Origin of the sequence: Nostoc linckia z4 (genome assembly GCF_002608075.1) — a bacterium.
Classification (GTDB): domain Bacteria; phylum Cyanobacteriota; class Cyanobacteriia; order Cyanobacteriales; family Nostocaceae; genus Nostoc; species Nostoc linckia.
Genome location: NZ_LAHA01000101.1, coordinates 1 through 17,828, shown reverse-complemented (window position 1 = coordinate 17,828; position 17,828 = coordinate 1). Strand labels below are relative to the sequence as shown.

The window sequence follows — 17,828 nt, the reverse complement described above, 5'->3', positions numbered from 1 at the left end:
ATCCCCCCATCTCCCCAATTCCCCCACTCCCAACTCCCTAACCACTGTGAGAATTTTTTTCTAACACCAAAAAATAATGGTAAGGATAGGTGGGATCGATATATTCTTGTTTGATAATAAAACCAGCGTTGACAACGGAGTTTAAAATCCGCTTTTTGGGGTATCCTTTGAGACCCATTTCCCAGTAATGTTCGTTACACACTGGCGTTGTACTCCAGAATTTGGGCACGTTGAGTAATAAATGCCTTGGTCTACCTGAGAAGGAAGTTTTGATTTGCAATGACAAATATTGAGTGCAATAAGGAATTGAAATCACTAAAAATTTCTTTGTTGCTTGTGCAAGTTTTTTTAAGGCTTGTTCTGACTGTTCGTAGGGGAAATGTTCCAGCACTTGAAACAAAACAATTGCATCAAATTTATTTGTGGGCAAAGAAAAATCTGTGGTCAAATCCAAAATCATATCTGGTTTGAGATTCGGGTCAACATCAGCAGTGGAAACGTTGTATCCATTGTTTTTTAAGAGGTCTGTTAATAGCGAATTAAAAATCCCAATTTCCAAAACATTTTTTACTTGATTACCGAGGGAAAAAATGAGACGTAACTGATGGTGGTAACTAATAAGGCGATTTTTTGATAAATATTCCGAATTTCTAATATCTAAGGAAGTGATGAGTTGCATAAATAATGCTTACCTTAACTGATGGAGTGACAAATGCAGTGACCATACAACTAGAGGATTCCCAGAAAAATAGCGAAAATAACAGCACTATGATTTTAAGCGTATTTAAATAGTTCCATAGGCATATGAAGTCTGTACAGCAATTACTTAGGATGGCAACATATACTAGGTAACTCAAAAAAAATTATTGCGCTTGCGGTCGTTGACTGTTGACTGTCAACGGTCAACAGTCTTCTGCGGAATATTTTTTTACTTGTAAGTCCCCTAGTAACGTATTTTTCACTAAAATCAAGGTAGATAAAGATTGTTCTTTAGATACCATAGACGTTGGGGTAGTAAGGTTAGCTATACTACCTTACAAAGGCAAGTCAATTTACCTGTCTAACTTTCACGCACCTTTATAGCAATTTCCAGTTTGTTCAGTACTAGATGGGTCTTGAGGTGCAAAGATTTCCAGAAAAGTTTTTCAGATACGGTGAAAAATTCGCTTGAGCTATCAGTAATATCTATCGTTGTACGAGTATAAGAAAATGAGGTTTACAGACTGGGCGACTAGAGTAATGTTCATCTCGCTGATGTTCGCCGCTCTAATAATAGTGCTGCTGATTGGACGAGGGGTGCAAGTAGAAAATCATACAATTACATCTAATACATCAAAAACAGAGGTTACAGCCTGGAGTCAATATCCCCAGGCGCAATTGCAATCAGCCAAAGAACCAAACCAGAAATCTCAGGGTGTTCTTAAATCCCCAGTCAAGAGAAATCAACCTCTCGCCAGGTACATCACCACTCAAGCTTTTGCACAGTACAGACCTAATTATCAAATTGTCTCAGTTGACCCAAGCAACTACGGAGAACGTTACACCACAGACCTGAATGGTAAACTTCTCAACAACCAACCAATTATTGTCCTCCATGAAACTGGTTATTCAGCTTCCAGTGCGATTAATTTTTTTCAAGTCGCTCATACTGATGAAAATGTGCAAGCAAGTTATCACGCTTTAATTAAATTAGATGGGACGGTGGTTTATTTAGTACCGCCAGATAAACGCGCTTTTGGCGCAGGTAACTCAGTATTCGAGGGTTCAGAGGGTTTGGAAACTGTACAAACTAATCCAAATTTGCCTCCGTCTGTGAATAATTTTGCTTATCACGTTTCTTTAGAAACACCACCAGATAGCTATGACAGTGGTAGCCAAGAAACTCATAGTGGTTATACAGAAGCTCAATATGATTCTCTTGCTTGGTTAATTGCTCAAAGTCAAGTTCCAGAAGATCGCATTACTACTCACAAATTAGTAGACCGTTCTAGTAAAAAAGTTGACCCAATAAATTTTGATGGTAAAAAGTTTCTAGATTTACTAAGTACTTATCGTCAAGTTAGACCAATTTATAGATGAATTCAGTTTTTCTCTGTTGTTAAAAGGGTTTGGCGTTGACTGTTGACTGATGTTTGTTAGAAGTTCACAATTCAAACAGGATTTTTATAATAAATAGGGTCTGCTGAATAGGTTTGCAAGTCTTATATTTATGGGCTTAGAAGGCTTTTCGGCCGCGCTCAAGTGCTTGAGAATAAGGTTGTAAGGCTTGAAAACCTTGCATTGCTTATTTGTTGGAATCTAAAAAATCGAAAACAATCAAGATAAAACTGTTCTCTATTCCCTATTCCCTATTCCCTGCCCCCACCAAAAGACTTTTTCAGCAAGCCCTAAATAATTTAAATTCAGCTCAATAATTGCATCATTATAAATATCTGTAGAGGGATAGTTCCGCAAGCCCGCCGCTACCGCTCCAATTCGTCGTATGATTTGCAACGAGTTCTTAAAATAAATACCACTGATTATTGTCAGTAGCATTTATTGTTTAGGGTACATCACTTAAGGTATTTCTACAATATCGGTATCAAACTTTTGTCCTGTTTCTGCATCAACAACGATAGTGATTGATGACTTTGTGAATTTAACAAAGTCCCCATTTTTTTGTGGCATTTCTACACCCAGTGGTGCATCTATTTCAACTACCCACACTAAACGTTTTGGATGAATTTGTAGATTTTCGATAATATCGCCACCACGTTGCTTTTTATTTTCTAGATACTCTGAGTATTTCGCTAACTTAATTTGTTTAAGTTTTAGATCCTTTTTTAGTTGACCAATAGCATTTTCTTTCTTAATCAATTGTGCCTCAGTTTTGCTACTGTTGTCAGGAAACAGATAGTTAGGCTTGGGTTTTGATGTAGTTTCAATTTCACCAGGCTTATCTAATTCTGGTGGGCGTGGATTTTGTTTTCGTTCTTGTTGGCTAGCTGTTGCAGCATATACTAATCCCAAACCAAAACATACAACTAGTGCGCTCGTGCTTAGGACTTTTTTCATTAGTTAAACGTCCTTGATTAATTAAATCGTATTAATTATAGAAGCCTATGCCATAGTTATAGGTACTATTTTCAGGCTGAATGATTAATTGAAGCATACAGGCATAATAAACAAGTAGCTCTAGCTAAAAGGCCAGAGCTGACAAATTTAAGTAAATGATGCAAATAATTACCTAAGCAAAATTAATTACATAGATTGCTTGTCTGTTACCTCTTAAGAGTTCCCTTTTCTCTTTCTTCACTAATAAGGACATAGTTTGTCCTATTTGCTAAAACTGTAAATTTGTTGTGTCTCCAAGCGATCGCTAATCGATGAAGGCAGTGTACCATCTGAGAACGCCTGTCGGTCTAGTTGAACTTGTAAATTACTCAAGGGATCGCTACCAGAAGAAATCAGAAATTCTAGTTTCTGGATGTACGGTAAAGTTAAAAGTTTATCTAGAATCTGGAAGATTGCTTGCAGGTAAGGATGACCGCTTTGGCGATACCAATCACAGCTAGCAACTTTTGGCTGATCGAAACCCAAGTGTATTGTTAAAGATGGCTCGTCAAATAAAGCGATCGCTAAGGGACGCGCCTCTTCTTGCAATAATAAATCGTAGGTTCTTGCCAAATGTCGCAGTATTTCTAAGCGTTCATAGCGTTTTGTCACTAACTGCGGGTCATCTTGCCAGTGAATTGCTACTGTTACTAGATAAGTTTGTAACAGCATGTGACCAAGCTTTTTAGCTTTTGTTGCCAGGTAATAAGAATTGTAGTCATTGGCCTCAATTAATAATGGCACGCGATCGACTACTTCCAAGCCGTAACCCTTGACTCCAGCAATTTTACGGGGATTATTGGTAATTAGGCGAATCTTTTTTACACCCAAATCCATGAGCATTTGCGCTCCCATACCGTAGTCTCGCAAGTCGGCGGGAAATCCCAAACGCTCGTTAGCTTCTACTGTATCCAATCCCATATCTTGCAAAGAATAGGCTTTGAGTTTATTAATCAAGCCGATTCCTCGTCCTTCTTGGCGCAGGTATACAACTACACCTTGACCGGCATTCTCAATCATTTTGAGTGCCGCTACCAGCTGCATCCGACAATCGCAACGCAAAGAACCCAAAGCATCACCAGTTAAGCATTCTGAGTGCATCCGCACCATCACCGGCTCATCTTTGAAATTAGCTGGATCTCCCTTGACAATCGCCACGTGTTCTGTATTATCCAAAGTGTGGCGGTAAGCGTAAATTTGAAACTGACCGAATTGACTGGGCAGCTTAGTAACAACCTCACGATACACCAGGCGATCGTGTTTGAGGCGATAACTAATTAAATCTGCAATACTGATAATTTTTAAATTGTGATGTCTAGCATATTCAATTAACTGCTGTAACCGCGCCATTGAGCCATCAGGATTTTGAATTTCACAAATGACTCCTGCTGGGTATAATCCTGCTAAGCGAGCTAAGTCCACAGCGGCTTCTGTATGTCCTGCACGTTTAAGTACTCCTCCAGCTTTCGCTCGAATGGGAAAAATATGTCCGGGACGACGTAAATCGCTAGGTTTTGTAGCTGGATTGAGAGTAACCTGGATAGTGCGGGCGCGGTCTTCGGCTGAGATGCCTGTTGTCACGCCCAAATGGGGGCCAGCGTCGATACTAACAGTGAAGGCTGTCTGATTAGTATCTGTAATATTACTCACCATTAAGGGTAAGTCTAATTCGTCTAAGCGATCGCCTGTCATTGCCAAACAAATTAACCCTCTAGCTTCCACCGCCATAAAGTTAATCATGTCGGGTGTAGCAAATTGGGCAGCACAAATCAAATCGCCTTCATTTTCTCTATTTTCATCATCCACCACCACAATGACACGACCGGCTTTGAGGTCTGCCAAGGCGGCATCAATTGTATCAAATTGAAAAACTTGGGTAGTCTTAAGCTGTGACACAGAAAGATTTCCAGCTACCTAACGTAAATTTTTTTAACAATTTCTTCTTTTAGATTGTAGCTCCTTTATAAGCCAGAGAAGTAGACTAGCAATGATTTGATAACATGGCAAAAATTTCTGCCACTATGGGGGACGTAGGGATGAGGGGGACAAGGGGGACAAGAGGGACAAGGGGGACAAGGAAGAATTTTCTCCCTCATCTCCCCATCTCCCCATCTCCCCATCTCCCTTGTCTCCCCCCTCTCTCTCTTCTGGTGGCTGATATCTTGGTAGCTGGGAACGAATTAACCATTCATGGGATAAGGATTTGGGATCATGGGCAAATTTAGACGCGTACCCGTTGGGATTGTTGGCGCGTCGGGCTATGGCGGAGTACAGTTGGTAAGACTGCTGATGGATCATCCAGAAGTCGAACTGGTTTATTTGGGTGGTGAGAACAGTATCGGTAGATCCTTGGGGGATCTATACCCACACTTGGCTCACACAGGGAATCTGCCAATAGAGGCGGTGGAACTAGAAACAATTGCTCATCGCTGTGAAGTAGTTTTCCTGTCTTTACCAGATGGTCTAGCTTGGCAAATTGCCCCCACACTCTTGGAAAAAGGGTGTAAAGTGCTGGATCTGAGTGCAGACTATCGCTTTAGTGATTTGGCAACTTATACAAGTTGGTATGGTGTTGAAAGAAGCGATCGCTCTACTGCTGTGACAGCTGTTTATGGATTACCAGAACTATACCGCGATCGCATTGCCGAAGCTCAACTTATTGGCTGTCCTGGTTGCTATCCTACTGCGAGTCTGCTTGCACTTTCACCACTGTTAAAGCAAGGTTTAATCGTACCAGAAACAGCAATTATCGATGCCAAGTCTGGCACATCTGGCAGTGGACGACAAGCCAAAACTAACTTATTACTCGCTGAAGCAGACAATTCCATCGCCGCTTACAACATTGGCCGTCACCGCGATACCCCAGAAATTGAACAAATTTGCAGTGATTTAGCAGGTCACGAATTAACAATTCAATTTACACCACACCTCGTCCCAATGGTGCGCGGCATTTTGGCAACCGTATACGCCACAATGCGCGATCCCGGTCTTGTACGAGACGATTTGATTACAATTTTCTCAGCCTTCTACCGCAATTCTCCTTGGATAAAAGTTTGCAGTAGCGGCGTTTATCCCCAAACCAAATGGGCTAATGGCAGCAATCTTTGTTACATCGGCGTAGAAGTTGACCCGCGCACAGGTCGCGTAATTGTCGTTTCTGCAATTGACAACCTGATTAAAGGTCAAGCGGGTCAAGCAATTCAGTGTTTAAACCTAATGATGGACTGGGATGAAACTTTGGGGTTACCGAAGTTGGGGTTTTATCCGTAATTGGGCATTGGGCATTGAGTAGGGGGAAAGGGAAAGGGGTATGGTTCGACAAGCTCACCAACCGGGGAAAAGGTTAAAAATCATCCCTTTGCCCTTTTCCCTTTAACCTTTTCCCTTTTTCTCCAATCTCTACTTCGGCCCTAAGCCCACAGCACCAGCATACACGGCGCGATCGCCTAGTTCATCTTCAATTCGCAGTAAGCGGTTATATTTGGCTACGCGTTCGCTGCGGCATAGGGAACCTGTTTTGATTTGACCGGCACGGGTGGCTACGGCTAAATCGGCAATGGTGGTGTCTTCGGTTTCACCGGAACGATGGCTAATTACTGAACGGAAACCGTTACGAGTTCCCAAGTCTATTGTTTCTAAGGTTTCAGTCAGGGAACCAATTTGGTTGAGTTTAATCAATATGGCGTTACCGGCTTTTTCTTGGATGCCTCTTTGCAAGCGAGTAGCATTGGTTACAAATAAATCATCTCCCACCAACTGCACCCGCGAACCTAACTTCTGGGTGAGCAATTGCCAATTTTGCCAATCTTCTTCGTGTAAACCATCTTCAATGGAGACGATGGGATATTGGTCAACCAGTTGTCCAAGGTAATCAATAAACTCAGCAGGGGCATGAGGTTTACCATCGTAAACATACTGACCGTTTTTGTAAAATTCGCTAGCTGCCACATCCAGTGCCAAAGCTACTTGCTCCCCTGGCTTGTATCCAGCTTTCTCGATGGCAGCAACCAATAATTCTAAAGCCACCTGATTGGATTCTAAATTTGGGGCAAAGCCGCCTTCATCCCCTACACCAGTGAGCAAATTCTTTTCGTCTAATACTTTGCTGAGGGTAGCAAACACCTCCGCACCCCACCGCAGGGCTTCTTGAAAGGAAGTCGCCCCAATTGGCACAATCATAAACTCTTGAAAATCAACGTTATTGGCTGCGTGTGCGCCGCCGTTAATCACGTTCATCAATGGTACTGGCAGTAAATTTGCTAGTGGCCCCCCCAAATAACGATACAAGGGAATTGCTAGAGATTCAGCGCCAGCTTTGGCGGCTGCTAAGGAAACTGCCAAAATCGCATTCGCCCCCAAATTGGATTTGTTAGCAGAACCATCGATGGCAATCATTGTGCGGTCTAATAGTTCTTGGTTGAGGACATCCAAGTGAAGCAACTTTGGGGCAAATACTTCCTTGACGTTTTTTACTGCCTGGAGGACTCCTTTGCCGCCATAACGGCTTTTATCGCCATCACGCAGTTCATGGGCTTCAAAAGAGCCAGTGGAGGCACCACTGGGCACTTGCGCCAGTCCTACAGCACCATTGGCTACATGAACTTCGGCTTCAATTGTTGGTCTGCCGCGTGAATCAAGAATTTCACGAGCGACGATCGCTTCAATGGCAGTATCTAGAATGTTACTCATTTACACTTTGTCCTTTGTTCGACTGTTTTACTTACGCATATAGTCCAGTGGCCTAACCCAATCGTTAGCATAGGCGTTTAAGAAGGTTTGTAGGCTGAGATTAAAGAATATTTCCAGAGATGTTGTCAATCAATTTGTAATTTTCTACTTTCGATTCAAATTACTTTCATTTAGCGGATTTTTTCAGCCAGAGGTTAAATTTAGGTAAAATTTGGCACTACCAACTATGTAGAAAGTTCGTGTTTTGTATAGTAAATATATAAATAGTTACAAATATAGTTAGAATTATTTGTAGTACCGAGAAATAATATTCCATGTCAAAATTTCAGATGAATCGAACATACTGGTAAATCTGATGATAGGCAAAATCCTGGATGGGCGTTACGAAATTATCAGTAGATTAGGAGAAGGTGGTTTTGGTGCTACTTACCTAGCTATTGATAGGAAATTGCCGGATAAAGACCAGTGTGTTGTCAAGCACTTTTCGCCAAAAGCAACGGATGTAAATACTCTATCTCATGCGCGGAGGCTATTTGAGACTGAAGCTAAAGTACTCAACCGCTTGGGTAACCATGACAGAGTTCCGCGTTTGTTGGCACATTTTGAAGAAGACCAGAAGTTTTATTTAGTTCAAGAATTTGTTGATGGCTATGATTTAAGTCGTGAAATCAATCGCCACAAACAATGGAGTGAAGAAAAGATAATTGCCCTGTTGCAAGATATTTTAGAGCCGTTAGAATTCCTCCATCAACATCATGTGATTCACCGTGATATTAAACCCTCAAATTTAATGCGGCGTCAAGAGGATGAGAAAATTGTTCTCATTGATTTTGGAGCAGTCAAACAAATTAGCTCCCAAGGAATGAATATGCAAGGGCAAATGACAGCCACAGTTGTGGTTGGCACACCTGGTTATATCGCCAGCGAACAAAGTCAAGGTCAACCCAGGTTATGCAGTGATATTTATGCAGTGGGAATCATTGCCATTGAAGCGCTGACTCATTTAAATCCTATGCAGTTACCCAGAGATCCTCACACAGGTGAAATCATCTGGCGCGACCAAGCAAAAATTAGCTCCGGGTTAGCGCAAATCATCGATAAAATGGTTAAATATGACTTTCGACAAAGATATCAATCGGCAACAGAAGTATTACAAGTTCTACAACAACTGAAGGTAGCTAATCAGCCTACAAAATCAATTTTACGCAAAAGCTTTATTGGTTTGGGAATAGCAAGTACAGCTACTGTGATTGCCTTTTTATTTATTTTCATTCCGCGTTATAGCCTGGAAAATTATAACAATGCCATTTATGGCATCACTATGAAATACCCTGAAAATTGGGAACAAACTGGAACACCAGATAGGATTACTGGTAACGTAGTAAAATTTAGTTCCTCAAAAGAAGGTGAAACAGACAATTATTTAGAAAATGTTAATTTAATTATTCAAGAATTACCAGAAAATCGTAGAGAATTAGAGCAATTTACTAACTTTTCTTTGGATGAAATTCAACAATCAGATCCAAATACAAAAATTATCGAACAAGGGAAAACTGAATTTATAAACCAACCTGCTTATCAAGCGATTTACACTCTTGAAGAGGAAGGAGTAAAAATTCAACGCTTGCAAATTTGGACTATTAGACATAACAAAGCTTATATTATGACTTATACAGCTGATGTTGCGAAATATGCCAAATATTTACCTACAGCAAAAACTATCATTAATTCCTTAGAAATTAATCAGTAAATTATATAGTCATTGGTCATTAGACTTCTAAGAGAAGTCGGGAAAAGGGGAAAGGGAAAGGGGGAAAGGTTTGGTATTTTCCCTTTCCCCAATAAAGATGCATCCCTTTGACCACAAGAGTCCAAAAAGCAATGCAAGCAAGAGGTCTATTAGTCATTAGCCATTAGTGTTTGTAAAGACAAAGGAAAAAAGACAACTTTCACTAGTTAATGTGCAGTTTTCTTTGTATACCAGCTTCTTTGATTTGTGAAAAATATCAGTGATGGCTGTCAACAACCAACAACCAAAACCTGAATTTATACTTAAATAAATTTTCACATTTTTTTACATTGTAACATTGTTGTCGTTTTGTGGTAAATACATAAGTATGTATGCTTTTTTCAGATCTTAGTGAGAACTACCAACGATGAAACCCCAGCTATTTTTGCAATTACTGACAGTAGGTACAATTGCTCTGGGTAGTATTGCTAGCACCAGTCCAGCCAGTTTTGCTCAAGGTAAAACTTATTTTTGCGAACAAAGCAACGATGGTGTGTGGACGACGTATGCCAAAAACTACAACAACAAGAAGATTCCCATAATTCGGTGGGTGAAAACTTTAGGCAGTTACACTCCGAAAATACGCTGCCAAGAAGTATCTGCCAGATTCCAAAGTGCCTATGAAAAAGGTATCTTAAACTACTTGACCACTGGTATTTCTGGTAGTCAAGCTGTAATTTGCGCTGCTAGTCAATACGGCGGCCCTTGCAGTCAATTACTTTTCACACTCAAATCTCATCAAGACGCAAGTTCAGTACTTCAAAACCTTGTAGAAATTGGTTATCGCGCTCGCGGCCCAATTTCACAATCTCAAGATGCTTCTTCTCAAGTATACATAGATATGAGCATGTTACTGAGCGAAAAAGCACCAGAAGGACAAAACTAAATACTGGGTTTAGGGATTTTCAAATAAAGCAATATTTCGTTGTTACTGTTGACTGTTGACTGTTGAGTGTTGACCGTTCGCAGATAACAGTCAACATAGAGTTACCTTAATTAACAGCGAACAGTTATCAGTTAAACTCCTGGTAAAACATTACGCCATAGGCTATTGGGACTGATAACTGAATAATTCATTTAAGTAGCGGAATGCTCGTTAAGCATATTTGTATAGAAATTTGCAAGCGGTAAAAGCAACATGAAACAAAAATTAATTTCTAACGGCTCCCTGGCTACGATCGCCTGGATGGGCATACTGTTGACGTTGCCTATACAAACTGTTTATTTGAGCATTTTTTCGCCAAGAGCTTATGCTCAACAGTCAAATTCCGAGCGATCGCCAGAGCAAATCAAACAATTAGCCAGAACAATAACCGTAAAGATTTTATCTGGCGAAAATCGAGGTTCAGGAATTTTACTCAAAAAACAAGGTCAAACTTATACGGTTATCACCAATCAACACGTTTTACAATCAGGCAAACCCGTTCAAATTCAAACAGCAGACGGGAAAATACACCAAGGCAATTTGGTTAAAGGAGTCAACTTTCAGGGCAAAGATTTGGCTTTGTTGGAGTTCCGTACTAGCGGAAACTATAGCTTGGCTTCCTTGGGAAATTTATCAACCATCGCAGTTAACCAACCAATATACGCAGCAGGATTTCCCTTTGAGGGGAACCCATCGCAGTCTCAGGGCTTTGTTTTCAAAGCAGGGCAAATTTTACTAGTACCAGACCGAGCTTTTAAAGAAGGATATCAAATCGGCTACAGCAACGAAATTGAAAAGGGCATGAGTGGCGGGCCGATACTGAATCGTCGAGGACAAGTAATTGGGATCAATGGTATTCATGCCTATCCGCTTTGGGGTAACCCTTACATTTATGAAGATGGTTCCCAGCCAACTGAAGCTTTACGAGATTTAATGAGCCGTTACAGTTGGGGAATTCCCATTCAAACATTTGCTCGATTGGCTCCTAGTTATACTTCCAAAGAAACCTTACCCGCAGCTAACACACCTTCTAGTGCAAATCTTCCTCCCATCGCCAATGAAGTTAATAATATTGCCCAAGAAATTACGGTGCTAATAGACGTGCCGACTTTACGCGAGTGTAGCGGATCGGGAGTAATCATTGCCAAACAGGGAAATACTTACAGCGTCCTGACTGCGGAACACGTAATTCGCAGTTCGCAAAAATGCGATCGCTCCGTTTTAGAAATCATCACCCCTGATGGCAAACAACATCAAATCCAGGTGAATGACAATAATCTCAAAACAGTTCCAGACACAGACTTAGCCATATTACAGTTTACTAGCGAACAAGATTACCGCGTCGCCACCTTAGCTAACTACAACATAGTTAAAGATCAAAACTTCATTTTCGTCTCCGGATGGCAAGGACAAAAACCCGGAAATGTTAAAACACAACGTCAATTGACAACCGGAAACGTAGCATCCAAAATATTTGCCTCCATTGTCGCCAAGAACTCTTTATCTTTGAGTTATGGGTATGAATTAGTTTATACAAATTTGACTGAACAAGGCATGAGTGGCGGCCCAGTATTAGATACTCGCGGACGAGTCATTGGGATTCATGGAACAGCAGAACTAGAAAAAATTACTGACAAAAATGGTCAGCCTCGTTTAATTACATTAGGTTTTAGTTGGGGAGTTCCCATCCGTAGCTTTGTGCGTTGGGCCGAGTCAGTGGGAATGACTCCTGTGTTGCGAGTCGAGAATACTTTACCACCACCACTGACCACACAAGAAACCAATTCAATTCTCGAAGCTTTACTGAAAATCGAAAAACCCAAAAATAATGCAGATGCCATTGATTGGCTCAATTATGGTTGGCAAATCGCGCGAAACTCTCAAGACGGAACCATAGGACAACAAGAAAGAAAAGAAGCAATCAAAGCGATTGAAAAAGCAATTGAACTCCAGCCAAATTTTTATCAAGCTTGGTATTTACGCGGCTTTGTGCTGATGAGTAGTAGAGAATACGAAGAAGCCCTCAAATCATTCGATCGCGCTAAACAAATAGAACCAAATTTTACTGCCGCTTGGCGCTTTCATGGGCTGACACTTCTTGGCTTAGAACGATTCCCGCAAGCATTAGAATCCTTTAACCAAGTAGCAAAATTAGACCCTGATGATTCTAGCGTTCAGATATTTCGGAGCTTGATATTATTTGGAACAGGACGTTTTCCAGATGCATTAGAACTATCAAATCAAGTTGTTAAAAAAAATCCTAGTTCTTGGGCGTACTTTACTCGCGGTGCAGCGCGTTTTGGCGTACAAGATTTAAAAGGAGCGCTGGCTGATTTAAATGAAGCAATTCGCTTAAATCCAGAATATATCGAAGACACAGCCTACTCACTTAGGGGTTTGATTCGCGGTACACAGGGAGATTCAAAAGGAGCGCTGGCTGATTTAAATGAAGCTGTGCGTCTTGACCCAGAAGATGCTAACAATTTTAAAAATCGTGGGGAAATTCGCTTTCAACAGAAAGACTACCAAGGAGCAATGGCAGATTTTAGCGAAGCAATTCGGCTCAAACCACAATATTTTGAAGCTCTCAAAGCTCGTGGATCGCTCCATTTCATACAGCAAGACTACAAAAACGCGATCCCAGATTTGAATGAAGCACTTCGTCTAAAACCTGATGATATTGAGGCTATACAAATACGGGCAGGAGTTCGCTTTCAACAGAAAGACTATCAAGGGGCATTAGCAGATTATAGCGAAGTAATTCGGCTCAAACCACAATATTTTGAAGCTCTCAAAGCTCGTGGGGCACTCCGTTTCATACAAAAAGATTACAAAGGCGCGGTAGCAGACTTGAATGAAGCACTTCGTCTGAAACCTGAAGATGCTGAAAGCAAACAAATTCTGATGTCCGCTACTCGCTTGCTAGACTCAAAATCAGGAAATTAGGGAACTCCAAAAAATAAATTGTTCCGATTTCGGTCGTTGAAACCTTTCCCCCTTTCCCCTGCCCCTTATCCCGAATTCTTGTATAAGTCGGGATAAGGGAAAAAGTTCTGTATTGTCCCCTTCCCCGGTTGGTGAGCTTGTCGAACCATTACCCTTTACCCTTTACCCTTTACCCCAAGAGTGCAAAAAGCAATGAAAGCAAGAGATCGATTGTATGTGTAGAGATATTGCATACCAAGGCATTGTTTGAGTTACTCGCCTAAACCCTTTTAGAATGAAAACTATTGTGGGGAAATTTTATTACTGAGCTAGTTTTGATTCTGGGAGGAAGAATGAGCCGTCCAATAATTCTTGGTATTGTAGGCGACAGCGCAGCTGGGAAAACAACACTAACGCGAGGAATCGCTCAGGTACTCGGCCCGGAAAATGTCACGCTCATTTGCACAGATGATTATCACCGTTACGATCGCCAGCAACGTGCAGAAATTGGCATTACCGCTCTCCACCCAGACTGCAACTACTTAGATATTATGCAGCAACACCTGTCGCTATTACGCACAGGACAGCCAATTCTCAAGCCAGTTTACAGCCATAAAACAGGCACATTCGAGCCACCGCAGTATATTAAGCCCAATAAATTTGTGATTATTGAGGGATTACTCGGTTATTCCACCCGCGCCGCCCGCGACTCCTATGACGTGAAAGTTTACCTTGCGCCTCCTGAAGATCTTCGCGCCAACTGGAAAGTCAAACGCGATACCCAAAAGCGTGGTTACACTCCCGAACAAGTATTGGCGGAACTGGAAAAACGCGAACCAGATTCAGCAGAATTTATCCGTCCCCAACGGCAATGGTCTGATATAGTTATTAGTTTCTACCCACCCACCGAAGAAGAAGATGAAACCAACGGACACCTAAATGTCCGCTTAGTACTGCGTCCTACAATTCCTCATCCAGATTTCACTGTAATTACTAACTCTGGCGAGAATTCCGACTCAGCCATCCGCCTGGGACTAGACAGGGATATGGGTAAACCTGTAGATGTCTTAGAAGTTGATGGTCATGCCACCTTAGAACAGGTGAACAAATTAGAGCATATTATCTGTTCTGATATGCCTCATTTAAGAAGTATTTGCGATCGCGAAAGCAATCCAGAACTTGGCAAAATTGCTGGTACAACTGGAGAAACACTCCAAAGTTACCCCTTAGCACTCACCCAGTTAATAATTACTTACCACATGCTCAAAGCAACGCAAATACATATATAAAAATACATTTCAGATAAGACCAAAACACTTGTAGAAACGCCGATTTATTGCGTCTGATAAACCCACAATTTTGTACAATTAGAGACGCTGCATTGCAATGTCTTTACAGGACGGATCGTTCTTGATATTTCGTTGATTTGGATAATTCACATAAAATCCTGCATACATCACAATACGGTTGGGATAAGCAGTATGAACTTCCCTTGTGGTCTGGGAAAAGGTTAAGGGGTAAGGGGTAAAGGATGTATTTGAAACCTTTCCCCTTTCCCCTTTCCCCTTTAACGGAACCGTATTGGCATATATCAACAAATTTTTCTGTTTCGCCTTCCTTGTAGCAGTTTCCGTCTTCTTTGTAAGAGCTTCCGCCTTGACGTTTGCGTATTCCGCGCAGCCTGTAAGAGCTTCCGCCTTCCCTGTAGCAGCTTCCGCCTTGACGTTTGCGTATTCCGCGCAGCCTGTAAGAGCTTCCGTCTTCCCTGTAGCAGCTTACGTCATGACGTTTGCGTATTCCGCGCAGCCTGTAAGAGCTTCCGTCTTCCCTGTAGCAGCTTACGTCATGACGTTTGCGTATTCCGCGCAGTCTGTAGCAGCTTCCGCCATGACCTTTGCGTATTCAGCCTTCCCTGTAGCATTAAACTTGAATATTAGACTTCTTGCATAAGTCGGGAAAAGGGGAAGGGGAAAGGGGGAAAGGTTTGGTATTTTCCCTTTACCCTTTAACCTTTACCCTTTACCCTTTTCCCACAAGAGTCCAAAAAGCACTTTTGCAAGAGGTCTATTGCTTATGATTGCGCTTTAACGGGGGCTTGCAACAATTCAATGTCTCTAATTTCAAGAATGCCACTACTTTCAAATTGCACGCCGATTTGAATTGTGGCAGCATTCGCTTCTTTTTTAAAATAGGCACGCACTTTGTGAGGGTGAAAATTTCCCCTTGGTGAAACTCCTGTAGCCCATGAAGTTCTTCTCATTGTGCCCGATTCTGTTGGTCTACGTAAACCTAAACTTACTGCAATTGATTTTTCAGTGTTCAGGGCTTTCGCGTTAAATTGACAAGCAAGAACACATTCTTGAACATCGGGTTCTGGAACTTCAAACAAGATGACATTCCGCAAAGGATCGTTACTATTAGTTAGAAAGCGTTGAGTATTATTTTCATAAGCTTCAACTTCCCAGGTTTCTCCTAAAGTTCTAATACCTCCCTTGGTAATTGTGGAATCAGCAGTTGTAAATCGACGAATCACCACAAATGGTTCTGCGGCTTCGGGAATAATAAGGGGTTTTTCTAGCTCCTTCAAGACTTCTTGAGCTTTAGAGATAATAAAATTTTGGAAATTGTTGAATAATTCGTCAAACATAGCGTAGTTTACTGCCGTAGGTATCGCTCTAAATTATTTGATTCTTAGTCTTCCCTTTAAAACTCAGCCTTTTGTCAAACTTAGAAGTTACTTTACAGGCGCTTGCAACAATTCAATATCTCTAATCTGAAGAAAGCCACTACTTTCAAATTGCACGCTAATTTGAATTTTTGCAGCATCCGCTTCTTTTTTAAAATAAGCACGGGCTTCGTAAGGCTGAAAATCTTGTGTTAGTGAAACTTCTGTTGGTTGTAGCGTCGTTAGTGTACCCCACTGTCCGGTTCTTTGCCAACCTAAACTAACTTTAATTGGTTTTTCAGTGTTTAGCGCTTTGGCGTGAAATTGGCAAGCAAGAACACATTCTGGAAGGTTGGGTTCTGGTACTTGAAATAAAATGACATTTCGCAAAGGATCTGCACTAGTTATGAAAGGCTGAGTATTATCGTCATAAGCCTCTATTTCCCAGGTTTCTCCTACAGTTCTAATACCCCCCCTGGTAATCGTGGAATCAGCAGTGGTGAATCGACGAATCAGCACAAATGGCCCTGCGGGTTCCGGAACGCCGAAGCGTTTTTGCAGTTCGTTACCAACTTCTTGAATTTTAGAGTCAATACAACTTTTGAGATTATTTAATATATCGTCAAACATAACGTAGTTTCCCGCCGTAGACATTGCCACAAAGTCATAATATTTTTAGTATTCCCTGAGAAAGTTGCAAATCAGTGACCCCTAAAAATTCTCAAAATTAAAGATTTTCTCAAATAAAGATCATTTGGAAAACAAACAAGGGATAACTAAGGATACTTCCATCTTTGGTGACTATTTTCTGAGTTTTCTATGACATATTGCCTGAGAATTGCTGACCTACCTTTAGATGAGCGTCCGCGCGAACGATTAATGACACATGGGGCCAAAATTGTAGGCACAGCCGAGTTAATTGCAATTCTACTAGGCACTGGTCAAGGGCCGGGGAAACTCTCAGCTGTGGGTTTGGGGCAATATATCTTAAGTGAATTGGGCAAACATCAGCGCGATCCTTTAGCAGCATTGCGAGAAGTAACACCCGCAGAATTAATGCAAATTCCCGGTGTCGGCCCCGCCAAAGCAACAAGTATTTTAGCTGCAATTGAATTAGGCAAACGTGCCTTTCAATCTCGACCTTCTGAAGGGACACTAATTGATAGTCCACTTGCTGCTGCTGCAACTCTCAGTCAAGATTTAATGTGGCAGATGCAAGAACGTTTTGCGGTTTTACTGTTAGACGTTAAAAATCGTTTGCTAGGTACGCAAGTAATTACTATTGGCACCGCAACTGAAACCTTAGCCTCTCCCCGTGAAATTTTTCGGGAAGTAATTCGCCAAGGCGCAACACAAGTAATAGTTGCCCACAACCACCCTTCCGGTAACCTCGAACCCAGCCAAGAAGACATAGAATTGACGCGCCAGTTATTAACAGGGGCAAAGTTTTTAGGCATTCCCCTACTAGATCATCTCATTTTGGGCAATGGCAATCATCAAAGTTTACGAGAAGTGACGACGTTGTGGGATGAATGTCCGCAGGGGGATTAGGGGGATGCACCCTTCCGGTAACCTCGAACCCAGCCAAGAAGACATAGAATTGACGCGCCAGTTATTAACAGGGGCAAAGTTTTTAGGCATTCCCCTACTAGATCATCTCATTTTGGGCAATGGCAATCATCAAAGTTTACGAGAAGTGACGACGTTGTGGGATGAATGTCCGCAGGGGGATTAGGGGGATG

General features: G+C 41.6%; 13 protein-coding genes and 1 pseudogene. 8 read left to right on the top strand and 6 right to left on the bottom strand.

Annotated features, from left to right (window positions below; translation table 11 throughout):
• Positions 1-37: 37 nt before the first annotated feature.
• Positions 38-679 (bottom strand): class I SAM-dependent methyltransferase, encoded by a 642-nt coding sequence (locus tag VF06_RS37410; protein ID WP_099072173.1) that lies wholly within the window; start codon positions 677-679, stop codon positions 38-40.
• Between the two features lie 530 nt (positions 680-1,209).
• Between VF06_RS37410 and VF06_RS37405 the strand changes: the two genes are divergently transcribed.
• A complete protein-coding gene (locus tag VF06_RS37405) occupies positions 1,210-2,079 on the top strand; it encodes an N-acetylmuramoyl-L-alanine amidase (RefSeq protein WP_099072172.1) in 870 nt (289 codons plus the stop codon).
• Between the two features lie 477 nt (positions 2,080-2,556).
• Here the strand turns inward: VF06_RS37405 and VF06_RS37395 are convergent, their stop codons facing one another.
• Together VF06_RS37395 and ribBA are read right to left on the bottom strand one after the other, a co-directional pair.
• Positions 2,557-3,054, bottom strand: coding sequence for a hypothetical protein (locus VF06_RS37395; protein WP_099072170.1), 498 nt, complete (start codon positions 3,052-3,054; stop codon positions 2,557-2,559).
• Positions 3,055-3,315: 261 nt separating this feature from the next.
• A complete protein-coding gene (gene ribBA / locus VF06_RS37390; RefSeq protein ID WP_099072169.1) occupies positions 3,316-4,989 on the bottom strand; it encodes a bifunctional 3,4-dihydroxy-2-butanone-4-phosphate synthase/GTP cyclohydrolase II in 1,674 nt (557 codons plus the stop codon).
• A 315-nt stretch (positions 4,990-5,304) separates the two neighbouring features.
• Between ribBA and argC the strand changes: the two genes are divergently transcribed.
• Positions 5,305-6,363, top strand: a complete 1,059-nt coding sequence (gene argC / locus VF06_RS37380; protein WP_099072167.1) for an N-acetyl-gamma-glutamyl-phosphate reductase — start codon at positions 5,305-5,307, stop codon at positions 6,361-6,363.
• Positions 6,364-6,492: 129 nt separating this feature from the next.
• Here the strand turns inward: argC and eno are convergent, their stop codons facing one another.
• The gene (gene eno / locus VF06_RS37375) at positions 6,493-7,782 is read right to left on the bottom strand and encodes a phosphopyruvate hydratase (RefSeq protein ID WP_099072166.1); all 1,290 of its coding nucleotides are present in this window, start codon (positions 7,780-7,782) and stop codon (positions 6,493-6,495) included.
• Between the two features lie 355 nt (positions 7,783-8,137).
• On the opposite strand from eno, the gene VF06_RS37370 reads away from it, so the two are divergent.
• From VF06_RS37370 to VF06_RS37355, 4 genes are all read left to right on the top strand, one after another.
• Positions 8,138-9,532 (top strand): serine/threonine-protein kinase, encoded by a 1,395-nt coding sequence (locus VF06_RS37370; protein ID WP_099072165.1) that lies wholly within the window; start codon positions 8,138-8,140, stop codon positions 9,530-9,532.
• 406 nt (positions 9,533-9,938) lie between these two features.
• Positions 9,939-10,457 (top strand): COP23 domain-containing protein, encoded by a 519-nt coding sequence (locus tag VF06_RS37365; protein WP_099072164.1) that lies wholly within the window; start codon positions 9,939-9,941, stop codon positions 10,455-10,457.
• Between the two features lie 252 nt (positions 10,458-10,709).
• Positions 10,710-13,442 carry a tetratricopeptide repeat-containing S1 family peptidase gene (locus tag VF06_RS37360; protein WP_099072163.1) on the top strand — a complete coding sequence of 911 codons (2,733 nt, stop codon included), beginning with the start codon at positions 10,710-10,712 and terminating at the stop codon, positions 13,440-13,442.
• 332 nt (positions 13,443-13,774) lie between these two features.
• Complete coding sequence (locus tag VF06_RS37355) at positions 13,775-14,710, top strand: phosphoribulokinase (RefSeq protein ID WP_099072162.1); 936 nt, start codon at positions 13,775-13,777, stop codon at positions 14,708-14,710.
• Positions 14,711-15,492: 782 nt separating this feature from the next.
• Here the strand turns inward: VF06_RS37355 and VF06_RS37345 are convergent.
• Positions 15,493-16,068, bottom strand: a complete 576-nt coding sequence (locus tag VF06_RS37345; RefSeq protein ID WP_099072161.1) for a hypothetical protein — start codon at positions 16,066-16,068, stop codon at positions 15,493-15,495.
• 87 nt (positions 16,069-16,155) lie between these two features.
• Complete coding sequence (locus tag VF06_RS37340) at positions 16,156-16,716, bottom strand: hypothetical protein (RefSeq protein ID WP_099072160.1); 561 nt, start codon at positions 16,714-16,716, stop codon at positions 16,156-16,158.
• Between the two features lie 189 nt (positions 16,717-16,905).
• Between VF06_RS37340 and radC the strand changes: the two genes are divergently transcribed.
• Together radC and VF06_RS37330 are read left to right on the top strand one after the other, a co-directional pair.
• Positions 16,906-17,637: a RadC family protein gene (gene radC / locus VF06_RS37335; protein ID WP_099072159.1), complete on the top strand. Its 732-nt coding sequence runs from the start codon at positions 16,906-16,908 to the stop codon at positions 17,635-17,637.
• A 7-nt stretch (positions 17,638-17,644) separates the two neighbouring features.
• A pseudogene (locus tag VF06_RS37330) lies at positions 17,645-17,821 on the top strand (JAB domain-containing protein); the annotation flags it as partial.
• Positions 17,822-17,828 lie beyond the last annotated feature (7 nt).